Source organism: Streptomyces sp. NPDC025651 (genome assembly GCF_055558735.1).
The window spans coordinates 600404-616449 of record NZ_JBVHLZ010000001.1 but is presented as its reverse complement, the minus strand read 5'-3'; the positions used below and the strand labels follow the sequence as shown (position 1 = coordinate 616449).

Annotated in this window: 12 protein-coding genes; 6 read left to right on the top strand and 6 right to left on the bottom strand. The window is 71.4% G+C overall.

Features of this window, described 5'->3' with window-relative positions:
• Nucleotides 1-5: 5 nt before the first annotated feature.
• On the bottom strand, nt 6-734 hold the full coding sequence (locus ACZ4D5_RS02630) for a FadR/GntR family transcriptional regulator (RefSeq protein ID WP_467771472.1): 729 nt from the start codon (nt 732-734) through the stop codon (nt 6-8).
• Between the two features lie 158 nt (nt 735-892).
• Between ACZ4D5_RS02630 and ACZ4D5_RS02625 the strand changes: the two genes are divergently transcribed.
• From ACZ4D5_RS02625 to ACZ4D5_RS02605, 5 genes are read left to right on the top strand one after another with little or no spacing between them, the layout of a single operon-like run.
• Entirely contained in the window at nt 893-2521 is a 1629-nt protein-coding gene (locus ACZ4D5_RS02625) for an ABC transporter substrate-binding protein (protein WP_467770478.1), read from the top strand.
• Between the two features lie 28 nt (nt 2522-2549).
• Nucleotides 2550-3509, top strand: coding sequence for an ABC transporter permease (locus tag ACZ4D5_RS02620; RefSeq protein ID WP_467770477.1), 960 nt, complete (start codon nt 2550-2552; stop codon nt 3507-3509).
• Entirely contained in the window at nt 3509-5599 is a 2091-nt protein-coding gene (locus tag ACZ4D5_RS02615) for a dipeptide/oligopeptide/nickel ABC transporter permease/ATP-binding protein (RefSeq protein WP_467770476.1), read from the top strand. Before ACZ4D5_RS02620 ends, ACZ4D5_RS02615 begins: the two co-directional genes overlap by 1 nt.
• Entirely contained in the window at nt 5596-6654 is a 1059-nt protein-coding gene (locus ACZ4D5_RS02610) for an oligopeptide/dipeptide ABC transporter ATP-binding protein (RefSeq protein WP_467770475.1), read from the top strand. Before ACZ4D5_RS02615 ends, ACZ4D5_RS02610 begins: the two co-directional genes overlap by 4 nt.
• Complete coding sequence (locus tag ACZ4D5_RS02605; protein WP_467770474.1) at nt 6651-7586, top strand: dihydrodipicolinate synthase family protein; 936 nt, start codon at nt 6651-6653, stop codon at nt 7584-7586. The genes ACZ4D5_RS02610 and ACZ4D5_RS02605 overlap by 4 nt, the downstream gene beginning before the upstream one ends.
• A gap of 25 nt (nt 7587-7611) precedes the next feature.
• Here the strand turns inward: ACZ4D5_RS02605 and ACZ4D5_RS02600 are convergent, their stop codons facing one another.
• The 5 genes from ACZ4D5_RS02600 to leuA form a co-directional block, all read right to left on the bottom strand.
• The gene (locus ACZ4D5_RS02600; RefSeq protein ID WP_467770473.1) at nt 7612-8292 is read right to left on the bottom strand and encodes a response regulator; all 681 of its coding nucleotides are present in this window, start codon (nt 8290-8292) and stop codon (nt 7612-7614) included.
• A 193-nt stretch (nt 8293-8485) separates the two neighbouring features.
• Nucleotides 8486-9727 (bottom strand): sensor histidine kinase, encoded by a 1242-nt coding sequence (locus ACZ4D5_RS02595; protein ID WP_467770472.1) that lies wholly within the window; start codon nt 9725-9727, stop codon nt 8486-8488.
• 62 nt (nt 9728-9789) lie between these two features.
• Entirely contained in the window at nt 9790-11889 is a 2100-nt protein-coding gene (locus tag ACZ4D5_RS02590; RefSeq protein ID WP_467770471.1) for an MMPL family transporter, read from the bottom strand.
• A gap of 156 nt (nt 11890-12045) precedes the next feature.
• Complete coding sequence (locus ACZ4D5_RS02585) at nt 12046-12777, bottom strand: TerB family tellurite resistance protein (RefSeq protein ID WP_467770470.1); 732 nt, start codon at nt 12775-12777, stop codon at nt 12046-12048.
• 171 nt (nt 12778-12948) lie between these two features.
• Entirely contained in the window at nt 12949-14670 is a 1722-nt protein-coding gene (leuA, locus tag ACZ4D5_RS02580; RefSeq protein ID WP_467770469.1) for a 2-isopropylmalate synthase, read from the bottom strand.
• 290 nt (nt 14671-14960) lie between these two features.
• Here leuA and ACZ4D5_RS02575 point away from each other — a divergent pair, with 290 nt between their 5' ends.
• On the top strand, nt 14961-16037 hold the full coding sequence (locus tag ACZ4D5_RS02575) for a M4 family metallopeptidase (protein WP_467770468.1): 1077 nt from the start codon (nt 14961-14963) through the stop codon (nt 16035-16037).
• Nucleotides 16038-16046: the final 9 nt, after the last annotated feature.

Below are 16046 nucleotides of genomic sequence, written 5' to 3'. Positions count from 1 at the left end.
GGCCGCTACCCCACCCCCCGCATCCCCTGCCCCGCCCGCTCCCCGATCCCCCGGAAGTGGTCGGCCATCGCCCGCTGCGCGCGCCCCGCGTCCTTGGCGCGCAGCGCGGCCACGATGTCCCGGTGCCGGGCCACCGTCACCTGAGGCGCCGGGTCGCTCGCCCAGCCCCGCGCGCCCGCCACCCGGTGGAAGACGTTCCAGAACGCGCCGAGCAGCTGCGGCACCAGTTCGTTGCCGAGCGGGCGGTAGAGCGTCTCGTGGAACTCGCGGTCCAGGTCGGGGAAGGCGGTCCCGGCGCCGGCCGCCTCCTCCATCTGCCCCACCAGACGCTCCAGTCGGGCCAGTTCGGCCTCGCCGAGCGCCCCGGCGACGCGCCGCATGAGCCCCTCCTCCAGGACCTCCCGCACCTCCAGGATCTCCGCGAGCGCCCGGGTGTCGTCGCGGAGCCTGACGAGCGCGCGGAAGGTCAGGCCGTCGGCGAGCGGGGTGAGCGAGGCCTGCCCCACATAGGTGCCGTAGCCGTGTCTGATCTCCACGATGTCCAGGGCCTGGAGGGCCTTGAGCGCCTCGCGCACGGAGTTGCGGCTGACGCCGAGCGCGACCATCAGCTCGGCCTCGGTGGGCAGCGGCGATCCCGGCCGCAGCCCTCTTTCCAGGATCAACTCGACGACCTCACGCCGCACTTGACCGCTCACACGCCGCTCTCGGATCGGCTCCTGCGCCATGCGCGCCATCGTAGGCACGGATGACATCCCACGTCCCACCTCCGGCACGAGTTCGTCCCGATCGGATCCCTGCGCACTCTCTTGACCGGGTCCCGCGCCGCTCCTATGGTCGCCACGCCACCCACGACGTAGGACGTGGGACCTCTCAGGGAGGCAAGGGAGACACCGTGAGCGACCTGATCCCTCGGACCGCGCCGGACCGCCGGTCCTTCCTCAAGTACACCGGTGCGCTGAGCGCGGCCGCCGCCGTCACCACCACGCTCTCCGCCTGCTCGTCGGGGCCCGAGTCCACCAACGAGGCCGGGGGCGGTGGCAAGGGCGGCGGCTCGACGCTCACGGCCGTCATCGGCTACGGGAACGACGGCAGTTGGGACCCGACGCAGACCGCGTCCGCCTTCGCCATGGCCGGCAACGAGCACATCTACGAGGGCCTGCTCGGCACGGACCCCATCACCCGCGAGCCGTACGCGGCGCTCGCCACCGAGGTCCCGAACGACCTCAGGGCGACCACGTGGAAGTTCGCCCTGCGTCCCGGCGCCAAGTGGCACGACGGCAGGCCCGTCACCGCCGACGACGTGGTCTTCGTCTTCGACCGGATCCTGGACCCGAAGACCCAGACCCTGGCCAAGGGCTTCTTCGCGAGCTGGCTCGAGGAGGTCAGGAAGGTCGACGCCACCAACGTCGAGCTGATCCTCAAGTTCCCCTTCCCCGACGGCGCCGCGCGCCTCTCCCTCGCCAAGATCATGCCGAAGCACGTCTTCTCGAAGCCGGGCGCCTGGGACGACGCGACCAAGGGCAAGGCGGTGGGTTCGGGCCCGTACCGGCAGACCGCCCACAACCCGAAGTCGAACACGACCTTCGAGGCCTTCGAGGACTACAACGGCCCGCGCAGGGCGGCCTTCAAGAAGATGAACTGGCTGACGATCGTGGACGCGGCGCCGCGCGTCGCGAAGATATCCGGCTCCGGCGCGGACGCGGAGATCGCCGACAACATCCCGTACGCCAACATCGGGCAGCTCAAGAAGAGCGGGATGACCGTCGAGGGCGGCGCGGGCATGAACAACCTCTTCCTGCTCTTCAACACCGCGCACAAGCCCTTCGACGACGTACGCGTCCGGCAGGCCCTGCACTACGCCATCGACCGCGACAAGATGATCGAGGCGGCGCTCAGAGGCCACGGCAAGGCGGCCACGTCCTTCCTCAACGAGGCCAACCCCTCCTACCGGCCCGCGAAGACCGTCTATGGATACGACCTGGCGAAGGCGAAGAAGCTCATGGAGGAGGCCGGGGTCGACAACTTGAAGATCAACCTCATGGCCGTGAACGTGAGTTGGATCGTGGACTGCCTGCCCACCATCCAGGACGGCTGGGAGAAGCTCGGCGTCGAGGTCACCCTCGACCCGCAGGAGACCACCGCCGTCTTCACCAAGCTGGACCAGAAGAAGGACTTCCAGGTCGTCGCGGCCGCCTCGAACCCCAACCAGTTCGGGCTCGACGCCGACCTGATCATGCACTACAACTACGGCCCCGAGAACATCTGGATGGGCTACGCCCGCTGGGCGGACGACGCCGTCGCCAGGAAGCTCTTCAAGGACATGGACCGGGCGACCCGCGAGCCCGAGGCGAGCAAGAAGAAGACCATGGTCCAGGAGTACATCGACACGGTGGCCGAACAGGCCGTGCTCTACCCGGTGGTCCACAACGAACTCATGACCGCCTGGGACCCCAGGAAGGTCACAGGCGTCAAGGCCCAGCCCTACCCGGGGATCAATCTGCTCCAGGCCAAGTGGGCCTGAGGCACGGCCGGTTCAGGAGTCGTACGCCGTGACCGCAGTCCTCAGAATCCTGGCCCGCCGGATCGCCCTGCTCGTGCCCCTGCTGCTCGGCATCGTGCTCTTCGTCTTCCTCGTGATGCGCTTCTCGGACGTCGACCCGGCCTCCGCGTTCTTCCAGGGCGCCAACCCGACCCCCGAGCAACTGCACCAGTTCCGCGAGGAGAACGGGCTCCTGGATCCGCTGCCCGTGCGCTACATCGCCTTTGTGGGGGACCTGCTCCAGGGCGACCTCGGCATCAGCGTCCTCAACCGCTCTCCCGTCGTCGACCAGATCGCCACCGCCCTGCCGCTCACCATGCAGCTCACCTTCCTGGGGCTCGGCATCGCCGTGGCGGTCTCCCTCACCCTCGGCGTGACCGCCGCGATCTACCGCGACCGGCTGCCGGACCAGCTGATCCGCGTCGTCTCCCTGACCGGCGTCGCGGCGCCCGGCTTCTGGCTGGCGCTGCTGATGATCCAGTACCTGGCGGTGGACCTCGGCTGGTTCCCGACCGGCGGCTACATCAACCCCGGCGACTCCCTCACCGGCTGGCTCAGGACCATGACGCTGCCCGCCCTCGCGCTCTCCCTGCCGGTGGCGGCGGGCCTGACCCGCATCATCCGCACGGCCGTGGTCGAGGAGCTCGACAAGGACTACGTGCGGACGGCCATCGGCAGCGGACTGCCGCCGGTGGTGGTCGTGGGCAGGAACGTGCTGCGCAACGCCCTCATCAACCCGCTCACCGTGCTCGGCCTGCGCGTCGGGTACCTGCTCGGCGGCGCGGTCGTCATCGAGACGATCTTCTCGCTGCCCGGCATGGGGAAGCTGATGATCGACGCCGTGAAGAACGGCGACCCGGCCGTCGTGCAGGGCGTCGTCATCACCACCGCCGTCGGCTTCGTGGTCGTGAACCTCGTCATCGACATCCTGTACCTGCTGGTCAATCCGCGGCTGAGGGAGGCGAGTTGATGTTCACCTCGCGCAAGGAGCTCACCGCGAGGCTCGCGGTCCCCGGCATCCGGCTCCGCTCGCTGCGCAAGCTGCCGCTCCTGTCCCGCGTGGCGGTCGGCGTCCTCGGCGTCGTCGTACTCATGGCACTCCTCGCCCCGCTGATCGCCCCGCACGACCCGCTCGACCAGCAGACCCAGGCGGGCGGCACCGGGGCCCCCTCCGCCGACCACTGGATGGGCCAGGACAGCCTGGGCCGCGACATCCTCAGCCGACTGATGCACGGGGCGCGCTGGTCGCTGGCGATCGGGCTCGGCGCCACCCTGCTCGCCCTGGTCGTCGGCGCGCTCGTCGGCGCCGTCGCGGCGACCTCCCGCAAGGCCGTCGACGAGACGCTGATGCGCTGCCTGGACGTCGTCATGGCGTTCCCCGGCATCGCGCTCGCCGCCGTGCTCGTCGCGGTCTTCGGCGGCGGCATCCTCGTCCTGATCTGTGCCATCGCCTTCCTGTTCACCCCGCCGATCGCCCGCGTCGTACGGGCCAACGTCCTCGACCAGTACGGCGAGGACTACGTCGTCGCCGAACGCGTCGTGGGCGCGCGCACCCCGCACATCCTGATCCGGCACGTCGCGGTCAACTGCGCGGCGCCCGTCCTCGTCTTCTGCACCGTGCAGGTCGCCGAGGCCATCGTCTTCGAGGCCTCGCTCTCCTTCATCGGCGCGGGGGTGCGGCCGCCCGACCCGTCCTGGGGCAGCGTCATCGCCGACGGCAAGAACATGGTCCTGATCGGCGGCTGGTGGGCGACGGTCTTCCCCGGGCTCCTGATGCTGCTCACCGTCCTCGCCCTCAACATCCTCTCCGAGGGGGTCTCGGACGCCTGGGCGGCGCCGTCGGGACGGGACGTCGAGGGCGCCGCCCGCGACGAGGACCGCCTGGAGGCCCCCGAGCCCGGCAGCGGCAAGGTCCTGGAGCTGCCGGGCCTGACGGAGGCGGCCCACCGCCTGCGCACCAGGGCCCGCCCCCTGCCGACGGCGCCCCCGGTCCTGGCCGTCGACCACCTGCGGATCTCCTTCCCCCAGCGGCACGGCGGGGTGGACATCGTCGACGGCATCACCTTCGACGTCCGCCCCGGTGAAGTCCTGGGCCTGGTGGGCGAGTCGGGCTGCGGCAAGTCACTGACGGCGCTGACGGTGATGGGCCTGGAGCCGAAGGGCGCCCGGGTGGGCGGCAGCGTCACCTTCGACGGCCAGGAGCTGATCGGCCTGCCCATGCGGGCCAGGCGCCGGCTGCTCGGCCACGACATGGCGATGATCTACCAGGACGCCCTGTCGTCCCTGAACCCGGCGATGACCGTGCGCTCCCAGCTCAAACAGGTCGTACGAAGGGGTGGGCGCCGCACGCCGGCCGAGCTCCTCGACCTGGTGGGCCTGGACCCCGAACGCACCCTGCGCAGCTACCCGCACGAGCTCTCCGGCGGCCAGCGCCAGCGCGTGCTGATCGCGATGGCCCTGTCCCGCGACCCGAAGCTGATCGTCGCCGACGAGCCGACGACCGCGCTGGACGTGACGGTGCAGGCGCAGGTCATCCAACTCCTGCTCCGCCTGCGCGAGGAGCTGGGCTTCGCGCTGATCCTGGTCTCGCACGACCTGGCGCTCGTCGCCGACGTCACCGACCGGGTGGTGGTGATGTACGGCGGGCAGATCGTCGAGACGGGCGTCACCGCGGACCTGGTGGAGGCCCCGACCCACCACTACACGCGCGGCCTGCTCGGCTCGGTCCTCTCCCTGGAATCGGCGGCGCGCCGCCTCACCCAGATCAAGGGCGTCGTGCCGTCCCCGGCGGACTTCCCTGCGGGGTGCCGCTTCGCGGACAGGTGCCCGCTGGCTGGCGAGGTGTGCCGTGAGCAGACGCCGGTGCTGGTGGGCGGCCGGGCGCATGCGTCGGCGTGCCACCACCCGGCGCCGCGAGAAGCAGCGCCCCGAAGGGGCGCGGGGCTGCATCAACAAGCGGCTCCGCCGCGGGGCGCGACCAGCCACAACGCACGCGCGGACGCGCATCCCCCCGACATCCCCACGGCGCGCCGCCCGACAACAGAGGGAAAGCCGAAATGACCACGCCGATCGCAGAGTTGAGCGACGTGCACGTAGTGCACAAGGCAAGGTCGGGCGGCCTTCTGTCACGGGACCACGTATACGCCCTCACCGCAGCCACCTTGGTCATCGCCCCAGGTGAAACCATAGGCATCGTAGGGGAATCCGGCTGCGGCAAGTCGACCCTCGCCAAGGTCCTCGTCGGCGTACAGCGCCCGACGAGCGGAACCGTGTCGTTCCGGGGCGACGACCTGTGGACGATGAAGCCCGCCGCGCGCCGCGCGGCCATCGGCACGCGCACCGGCATGATCTTCCAGGACCCGTCGACCGCCCTGAACCGCAGGCTGTCGATCCGGCAGATCCTCCGGGACCCCCTGGACGTGCACAAGCGGGGCACGTCCCGTGAAAGGGACGACCGCGTACGGGAGTTGATGTCCCTGGTCGGCCTGCCGAAGGCCCTCGCGGACGGGCTGCCGGGCCAGCTCTCCGGCGGGCAGCGCCAACGCGTCGCCATCGCAAGGGCGTTGGCGCTCTCACCGGATCTGCTGGTCGCCGACGAGCCGACGAGCGCCCTCGACGTGTCCGTGCGCGCCCAGATCCTGAACCTCCTCCTGGACCTGAAGGAACGCCTGGGCCTCGCCCTCGTCTTCGTCTCGCACGACATCCAGACCGTGCGCAGGATGAGCGACCGCGTCGTCACGATGTACCTCGGGCGGATCGTCGAGGAGTCACCGGCCGAGGAGATCCCGGACCGCGCCCGGCACCCGTACACGCGCGCCCTCTTCTCCGCCACGCCGGGACTGCTCGACCCCATCGACCCGATCCCGCTGGCTGGGCCCGTGCCGTCGGCGACCCGGCCGCCGAGCGGCTGTCCCTTCCGTACGCGGTGCTGGAAGGCGGACGAGGTGTGCGCCGAAGCCATGCCGGAGGTCTCGCACGCCTCCGACGCCGAACCGGCGGGCACACCGCACCGGTTCCGGTGTTTCCACCCCGTGGGCGAGGGACAGTCGACCCACGAGCTAGTGACCCAGGCCGCCGCCACGGCCCCTGCCGCCATTCCCCGGGAGCAACCATGACTCTTCCCGCCCCGCTGACCGGTGTCGTCCCGCCCGTCTGCACCCCGCTGACACCGGACCGCGAGGTGGACACCGCCTCCCTCACCAGGCTCGTCGACCATCTGGTCGAGGGCGGCGTGGACGGCCTGTTCGTGCTCGGCTCGACCTCGGAGGTCGCGTATCTCACGGACAGGCAGCGCGCGCTGGTCGTGGACACGGTCGTACGTCACGTGGCCGGCCACCTGCCCGTCCTCGCCGGGGCGATCGACATGACCACGCCCCGGGTCCTCGACCATGCGCGCGCCCTGGCCGCGGCGGGCGCGGACGCGGCCGTGGTCACCGCGCCCTTCTACACGCGGACCCACCCAGCCGAGGTCGCACGCCACTTCCGCCTGGTGGCGCGGGGCTGCGGGGTGCCGGTGTTCGCGTACGACCTGCCGGTGTCGGTGCACACCAAACTGGGCGCGGACCTGGTCCTCGAACTGGCCGAGGAGGGCGTGCTCGCGGGGTTGAAGGACTCCAGCGGTGACGAGGGCGGCTTCCGGGGCGTCGTGCTCGGGAAGCGTTCGGGGGCGGGGCTCGCCGGGTTCAGCGTCCTGACGGGGTCCGAGGTGACGGTCGACTCGGCGCTCGCGATGGGCGCGGACGGCGTGGTGCCCGGCCTCGGGAACGTGGACCCCGCGGGGTACGTGCGCCTGTACCGCGCCTGCCGCGAGGGCGACTGGGCGCGGGCGCGGGCCGAACAGGAGCGGCTGTGCGGTCTGTTCGGGATGGTCACGGCGGGCGACCCGGCCCGGATGGGCGGCAGTTCGTCGGCGCTCGGCGCGTTCAAGGCGGCGCTGCACCTGCGCGGAGTGATCGCCTGCCCGGCGACGGCGGAGCCCCAGATCCCCCTGTCGGCCCCGGAGACCGAGACGGTGGGCAAACACCTCGCGGCGGCGGGACTGCTCTGAGGTGTGTGCGGGGCCGGGGCGCGGCTCAGGACTCGGACGGCGCCGACCCCGGCGCCACAAGGCCCGACTCGTAGGCGACGATGACCAGTTGGGCCCTGTCCCGCGCGCCCAGCTTGCCCATGATGCGGCTGACGTGCGTCTTCGAGGTGAGCGGGCTCAGGCCCAGCGTCTCGGCTATCTCCGTGTTGTTCAGGCCGCGTGCCACGAGTCGCAGGACCTGCCGCTCCCGCTCCGAGAGGCCTTCGGGGCCGCCCGCGACGGTGAGTCCGGCGTCCGGCGCCCGCAGCACCCGGGCGATCAGGCGGGCCGTGGGGCCTGGCGAGAGGAGGGAGTCGCCGGCCGCCACCGTACGGATGGCGTCCAGGAGTTCGGCGGGCTTCGTGTCCTTGACCAGGAAGCCGGACGCGCCGGCGCGCAACGCGTCGACGACGTGCTCGTCCGTGTCGTACGTCGTCAGCATCAGGACCTTCACGCCCGCCAGGTCCTCGTCGGCGGCGAGCAGCCGGGTCGCCTCGATGCCGTCGAGGTCGGGCATGCGGATGTCCATGACGACGAGGTCGGCGCGCTCGGAGCGGGCCAGGTCGACCGCCAGGCGCCCGGTGCCCGCCTGCGCGACGACCTCCATGTCGGGCGCCGAGTCGACGAGCATCGCGAACGCGGCGCGTACGAGCGTCTGGTCGTCGGCGAGCAGCACACGGATGGTCATCGCGGACCTCCCGAGGAACGGAGGCGCGGACCTCCCGAGGAACGGGGGCTCAAGCCTCCCGGGGGACCGGGGCGCGGACCTCCCGAGGAACGGGGGCTCAAGCCTCCCGAGAGACCGGGGCGCAGACCTCCCGAAAGACCGGGCCGCAAGCCTCCCGGGAACCGGGGCCGCGAGCCTCCCGACGAGCAGGGCGTCATGTCAGTCCTCCCAAGGACACAGGTGCGAGCGGCAGCACCGCCGAGACCATGAAACCCCCTTCCGGCCGCGGCCCCGCCTCCAGGGTGCCGCCGACCGTCCTGGCCCGCTCCCGCATGCCGACGAGCCCGTAGCCAGGCGCGTGCGCGGTCTCCTGGACGCCGACGCCGTCGTCCGTGACCCGCACGCACAGTGCCGCCTCGCGCGTGCGCACCGCCACCCGGACCGTGGGGCCGGGCCCCGCGTGCCGCACGGCGTTGGTGAGCGCCTCCTGCACGATGCGGTAGGCGGCGACGCCCACGGCGGGCGGCGCCTCGCACTCCCCCACGTCCAGCTCGACGCGGGCTCCCGCGGTGCGGGCCGCGTCCACGAGGTCGGGCAGGCCGTCGAGGCCGGGCAGCGGTCCCCTCGTCTCGTCGTCGGCGCCGGACCTCAACACCTCCAGCGTGGCGCGGAGTTCACCGCGGGCGGTGCGGCAGGTCTCGGCGACGTCGTCGAGGGCCTTGGCGACGGCCGTCCGGTCGAGCCGGTCGGGGTCGGCGGCGAGGACGTGCGCGGCGACGGAGGTCTGGACGCCGACCAGCGTGATGCTGTGCGCGAGCAGGTCGTGCAGATCCCGGGCGACCCGCAGCCGCTCCTCGGCGACCCTGCGCCGGGCCTCCTCCTCGCGCGTGCGCTCGGCGCGCTCGGCCCGCTCCAGGACCGAGGCGACGTACTGCCGGTGCATGCGCACGTACACGCCGAGCAGCAGGAACGCGACGATCCAGCCGGAGATGCGGAGCGACTCGGCGCCCTCGGCCATGCCTTCGCTGAACTTCAGGCTCAGCATGATGCCGAGGACCGCGGTGCCGACGAGGACCGCGTTGCGGGGCCTGGACCGGGAGGCCACGGTGAACAGGGCGGCCATCGACACCGCCATGGGCGCGGTGTGGTTGTTGTCCAGGGAGTGGTAGGTCATGAGGATCACCATCAGGGCGGCCATGACCCGCATCGGGGCGCGGCGCCGCCACACGATGACGACGTGGGCGACGAGCAGCAGCGCCCAGCCGAACAGGCCTGGCGGGTCGCCGTTGTCCCGCACGACCCGCACGATCACGACGGAGCTCGCCGCCATGGCGAGGGCGAACAGGACGTCCGTGCGCAGCCGTTCGCCGGGGGCGGCCGGCCCGAGGACGCGCTCGACGAGGTTGCGGCGGGCGGTGCCGCGCGCCGCGCCCTGGCCTGTGACGGGTGATTCCACCGGTCCATCTTCGGGTACGCGGGCGCCCCTCCGGGAGAGGAGGGGCGCCCTGGAGGCCGGCCTCAAGGGGTGGGGACCCGGACGGGTTCGGTCTCGGGGGCGGGGGCCGCGGGCCGGGGCCTGGACAGCGGGCCCGGCCACCACACCTTCCTGCCGAGGGCGACACTGGCGCTCGTCACCAGATACGTCCGTACGAGGAAGGTGTCGAGCAGCACGCCGACCGCGATGACGAAGCCCAGCTCGACGAGTTGGACCAGCGGCATGTTGGTCAGGACGGCGAACGTCGCGGCGAGCACGAGCCCGGCCGACGCGATGACGCCGCCCGTGGTGCGCAGCGCGGTGAGCGCGGCCGCCCCGGGTTCGGCCCCGTTCAGGCACTCCTCCCGCATGCGGTGCATCAGGAAGATCCCGTAATCCACCCCGAGTGCGACGAGGAAGACGAAGGAGAGGAGTCCGAGCCCCGGGTCGGTGCCCTCGAAGCCGAAGAGCGGTTCGAGGACGAGGCCCGCGATGCCGAGCGAGGCGCCCCACACGGCGACGACCGCGGCGAGCAGCAGCAGCGGCGCGACGAGGCTGCGCAGCAGGGCGACGAGGATCAGCAGGACGGCGCCGAGGACGAGCGGCACGACGATGGTGCGGTCACGGGCGTTGGTGTCCTTCAGGTCCAGCTGCTGTGCGCTGGACCCGCCGACGTAGGAGCCGTCGAGACGGTCGTTGTCGCGCAGTGCCTCGATGGTCGCGGTCTCGCCCGCCGACTCGGGCGGGGCCGCCGCGAGCACGGAGATCTCGGTCCAGCCCTTGGCGGTACGTCCCTTCTCGGCGGCGTCGACGCCCTTGGTGTCCCGGATCTCGGCGAGGGACTCGGCGGCCTTGCCCGCGGGCGTCATGACGGTGATCGGCTGCGTGCCGGACTCGGGGTAGGCGGCGGCGAGGGTCTCCATGGCGGACACGGACTCGGGGGTCTTGGTGAAGGAGTCCTCCTGCTTGAGCGACCCGGGCAGGTTGAACGCGCCGAGCGCGAGCGCCCCGAGCAGCACGGCCCCGCTCGCGAGCACGGTGAGCGGCCTGCGCCCGGCCGAACTCCCCATCGCGGCGAAGAGGCTGCGGCGCTGCTTGGGCACGCTGCCGAAGGCGGGCACGAGCGGCCAGAACACGCGCCGCCCGAGCAGCACGAGGACGGCGGGCAGCAGCGTCAGCATGGCCACGAGCGCGCACAGGACCCCGACCATGCCGAGCGGCCCCATGCCGCGGCTGCTGTTGAGGTCGGCGGCGAGCAGGCAGAGCAGCCCGGCGGCGACGGTCCCCGAGGAGGCGAGCACGGCGGGCCCGCAGCCGCGCAGGGCCGCGGTCATGGCGTCGTGGGGCCGCTCGATCCTCCTCAGCTCCTCCCGGTAGCGGGAGACGAGCAGCAGGGCGTAGTCGGTGCCCGCGCCGAACACGAGGATGGTCATGATCCCCGAGCTCTGTCCGGTGACGGAGGTCCCGAACGCCTGGTTCAGTCCGTACGCGACGCCCATCGCGAGGTAGTCGGCGACGCCCGCGACGGCGAGCGGCACGAGCCAGAGGAAGGGACTGCGGTAGATGAGGATCAGCAACAGCGCGACAACACCGGCGGTGGTGTAAAGCAGCGGTCCGCCAAGGGAGTTGTAGACCTCACCGGCATCGGTGTCGAGCGCCCCGGCCCCGCCGACGTCGACGCTCAGCCCGTCCTCGCCACGGGCGATGTCGCGCACATCCGCCACGAGGGCGTCCCGCTTCTCCTCGTCCTGCCCCGGCTCGGTGGAGGCGACGGGATACATGAGCGTGGTCCCGTCCTCGGACGGCACGCCCTTGGGCTCGGCGACCAGCGGGTGCGCCCGCGCGATCTCGTCGACCTGCTCGCCCGCGGCGGCCCTGTCGGCGGCGGTGAGTCCGCCGTCCCGGTGGTAGACGAGCACCAGCTCGGTGGCCTCGCCACCGGGCAACTGGTCCTGGATCTTCGCCACTTCGGTGGAGCCCGCACTGGCCGGCAGGTAGTCGACGGGCCGGTCCTTCTGGACGTCGGCGAGCTTGGCGGCGAACGGCGAGGCGAGCGCGATGACGACGATCCACAGCCCCAGAAAAACCCAGGGCACGGCACGCCTTCGCCTTCGCGGCACGGCAGCGGTCGGTGTGGCCCCCATGACGGGCCTCCTTCGGCAGGGGTGACGTGTTCGAGGTCAACCCTCCCGGGACACTCCCGTCGATCCGTCGGGCTCGGGGGTGAGTTGGGGGGTACGGCTCGGGGAGGCCCGGTCCGCCCCGTACTCCCCGCGGATACTCCCTGGGGAGTATCCGCGTCAGGACGGCGTCCGCGCCGCCACGAGCAGCCTGGCCACCTCGTCCGCGTCGATCGTGAGCGCGCAGCCCGCCGTGGTGAGGACGTCGCGTTCGGCGGGGGTGTAGGGGCCGTCGGCGAGGGCGATCCTGGCGCCCTGGAGCAGCAGGGCCTCGCGGCCCGCGGGGGCGAGGTGCGGGGCCAGGGGGCCGAGCGCCTCGTGGAGTTCGATGGCGAGGCCGGGGCCGCAGTCCGGCTCGGCGGCGCGGCCCGTGTCGGTGGCGAGCGCGTCGACGAGGGCGACGAGCCGCTCCTCGGTGCAGTCGTCGTAGCCCGCGCCGCGCAGCGTGGCCACGGCCGTGTCGAGGGTGGTGCGCGAGGTGGTGCCGCCGGTGGAGAGGACCGCGAGGACGATGGTGTGCACGGCGTCGCGGAGCATCGCGGACAGGCGCGTGGTGGTGGGGTGGTCCAGGACGTCCGGGTCGAAGAAGTCCTGGCAGGCGGCGCACTGGATGACGGGGCCCGCGGTGCCGCGCGGCAGGACGGGCAGGCCGAGCAGGACGAAGCGGCGCCGCCCCGTCAGGCGCTGGTAGTTGCGGTCGCCGCCGCAGGCCGGGCAGAAGAACTCGCCGTCACCGACGGCGTCCCAGGCCGTGTGCATGCCGATCACGCGCCTGCACACGGCTCGCCCGCGCGAGACGGGCAGCGCGAGGATGCGGGATTTCCGGCCGTTTCGTCCCCGATCTGGCAGCACCACGCACCTCCGTAACTCCCCGGCTGCATTGCCGCGTTGGCGTGATGTTAGCCACATCGGTGATGCGGCGTCAGCACCTCGTACAGGAGAGCGATCCCGACATGGCCGGGAGACGACGCGGCCCCGCCCGCCGGATCGGCGGACGGGGCCGGGAAAGCGCCGGTGGAGGGGTCAGCGCGCCGCGCGGTTGACCGCCGAGACGGCGGCCTTGAGCGAGGCACGTGTCGTGTTCGCATCGATGCCGATGCCCCACAGGACCTTGTCGCCGATCGCGCACTCGATGTACGAGGCGGCCTGCGCGGACGCGCCCTCGCTCATCGTGTGCTCCTGGTAGTCCAGGAGGCGTACGTCGATGCCGATGCCCTGCAGCGCGTCGAAGAACGCGGAGATCGGGCCGTTGCCCGAGCCGGTCAGGACGGTGTCGGCGCCGTCCAGCGTGGCCTCGACGGTGAGGGTGTCGACGCCGTCCGTGTCGGTCGTCGTCTGGCCGTTCTTGACCTGAATCCGACCCCAGGGGTTCTCGGGGTTGGGCAGGTACTCGTCCTGGAAGACGCTCCAGATCGCGGCGGGCGTGACCTCGCCGCCCTCGGCGTCGGTCTTGGCCTGGATGATCTTCGAGAACTCGATCTGCATGCGGCGCGGCAGGTCCAGCTTGTGGTCGTTCTGCAGGACGTACGCGATGCCGCCCTTGCCGGACTGCGAGTTGACGCGGATGACGGCCTCGTAGGAACGGCCGACGTCCTTGGGGTCGATGGGCAGGTACGGCACGGCCCACTCGATGTCGTCGACGGTCTTGCCCCGAGCCGCGGCCCGGGTCTCCATCGCGTCGAAGCCCTTCTTGATGGCGTCCTGGTGGGAGCCGGAAAAGGCGGTGTAGACGAGGTCGCCCGCGTACGGGTGGCGGGGGTGGACCTCCATCTGGTTGCAGTACTCGTAGACGCGGCGGATCTCGTCGATGTCCGAGAAGTCGATCTGCGGGTCGACGCCCTGGCTGAACAGGTTCATGCCCAGCGTCACCAGGTCGACGTTGCCGGTGCGCTCGCCCTGGCCGAACAGGCAGCCCTCGACGCGGTCGCCGCCGGCCATGACGGCCAGCTCGGCGGCGGCGACGGCGGTGCCGCGGTCGTTGTGCGGGTGGATGGACAGGCAGACGAACTCGCGCCGGGACAGGTTGCGGCTCATCCACTCGAAGCGGTCCGCGTGGGTCGAGGGCGTCGAACGCTCCACCGTGGCGGGCAGGTTGAGGATGATCTCGCGCTCCGCGTCGGGCTGCCAGACGTCCATGACGCCCTCGCAGACCTCCAGCGCGAAGTCCAGCTCGGTGTCGGTGAAGATCTCGGGGCTGTACTGGTAGCCGAAGGTGGTCTCGGGGCCCAGCAGCTTGTCGGCGTACTCCATGACCAGGCGCGTGCCGTCGACGGCGATCTGCTTCACGGCGTCGCGAGAACCGCGGAAGACGACGTCGCGCCAGACGGGGGCGGTCGCGTTGTACAGGTGCACCGTGGCGCGCCGGGCGCCCTTCAGGGACTCCACCGTGCGCTCGATGAGCTCCTCGCGCGCCTGGGTCAGGACGGAGATCGTCACGTCCTCGGGGATCGCGTCCTCGTCCTCGACGATCGACCGTACGAAATCGAAGTCCGTCTGCCCCGACGAGGGGAAGCCGACCTCGATCTCCTTGTAGCCCATGCGCACCAGCAGGTCGAACATCGCGCGCTTGCGGGCCGGGGACATCGGGTCGATCAGCGCCTGGTTGCCGTCGCGCAGGTCGGTGGAGAGCCAGCGGGGGGCGACCGTGATCCGCTTGTTCGGCCAGGTGCGGTCGGGGATGTCCACCTGCTCGTACTGCCCGTACTTGTGGACGGGCATGGAGGTGGGGCGCTGGAAGTTCGGCATGTGCGGGGCTCCTCGGGAATGTCCTGAAGGACGGCCGACGGTCTTAGCGCAACGCCGAACTCCGCGGGGAGGGGGTCGGCCTCGACTACAGGCCCTCGCCGCGGCAGCTAAGGAGAAGCAGCCCGAATCGCATGATGGGCCGAGCCTAGCCGAGCCGCGCGATGTGCGCGGGCCCGTATCAGTATGCGGGATCGCGGCCAGGTAACGGCTATGGCGTGATCAATACCTCTATTTCACTAATCATGGTTGCAGGTAGTGACAGCGGCATGACCCAGTGCCACATTGCCGCCATGACCGCCAACCCGACGGGCTTCGAGCCCGTTTTCTGCACCATCGTGCCGCCCCACGTCCTGGACACCCTCGCCCAGAGCCAGGACCCCGCACTCGCCGCGCCCGCCCGCCGCACCCTGGAGCGGGACGCCATCGAGCGCACCCACCGCCGCCTGACGACCGTCATCGGCGCGCCCAGCGTGGCCCCGCCCAAGGAAGCCGCGGAGGGCAAGCCGCACCGCACCATCTACGACGCCAAGCACCGCACGGAGCTCCCGGGCCGCAAGGTGCGCGGCGAGGGCGACAAGCCCGGCAAGGACGCCACCGTGAACCGCGCCTACGCGGGCCTCGGCGCGACCTTCGAGCTCTTCCAGAAGTCCTACGACCGCAACTCCATCGACGGCAACGGCCTGCCGATGAACGCCACCGTGCACTACGGCGAGGACTACGGAAACGCCTTCTGGAACGGCGAGCAGATGGTCTTCGGTGACGGGGACAGGGAGATCTTCCTCGACTTCACCATCCCCGTGGACGTCATCGGCCACGAGCTCACCCACGGCGTCGTGCAGTACACGGCCAACCTCACGTACTTCGGCCAGCCGGGCGCCCTGAACGAGTCGATGGCCGACGTCTTCGGCTCGATGATCAAGCAGTACACGCTCGGCCAGACCTCGTCCGAGGCCGACTGGCTGATCGGCGCGGGCCTGCTCGCCCCGCGCGTCACCGGCAAGGCACTGCGCTCCATGAAGGAGCCCGGCACCGCGTACGACGACGACGTGCTCGGCAAGGACCCGCAGCCCGCCGACATGGACCACTACGTGAAGACGGGCCGCGACAACGGCGGCGTGCACATCAACTCCGGCATCCCCAACCGCGCGTTCTACCTGGTCGCCGACGCGCTCGGCGGTCACTCGTGGGAGCGGGCGGGACAGATCTGGTACGCCGTCCTGACCGGCGGCGAGCTCGCGCAGGACGCGTCGTTCAAGGACTTCGCGAAGCTGACGGTCGACGCCGCCCGCACCAAGTACGGCGACGGCGACGAGCTCAAGGCCGTCATCGACGCGTGGTCCACGGTCAAGGTCCCGACCACCGACTGAAGACGCGCT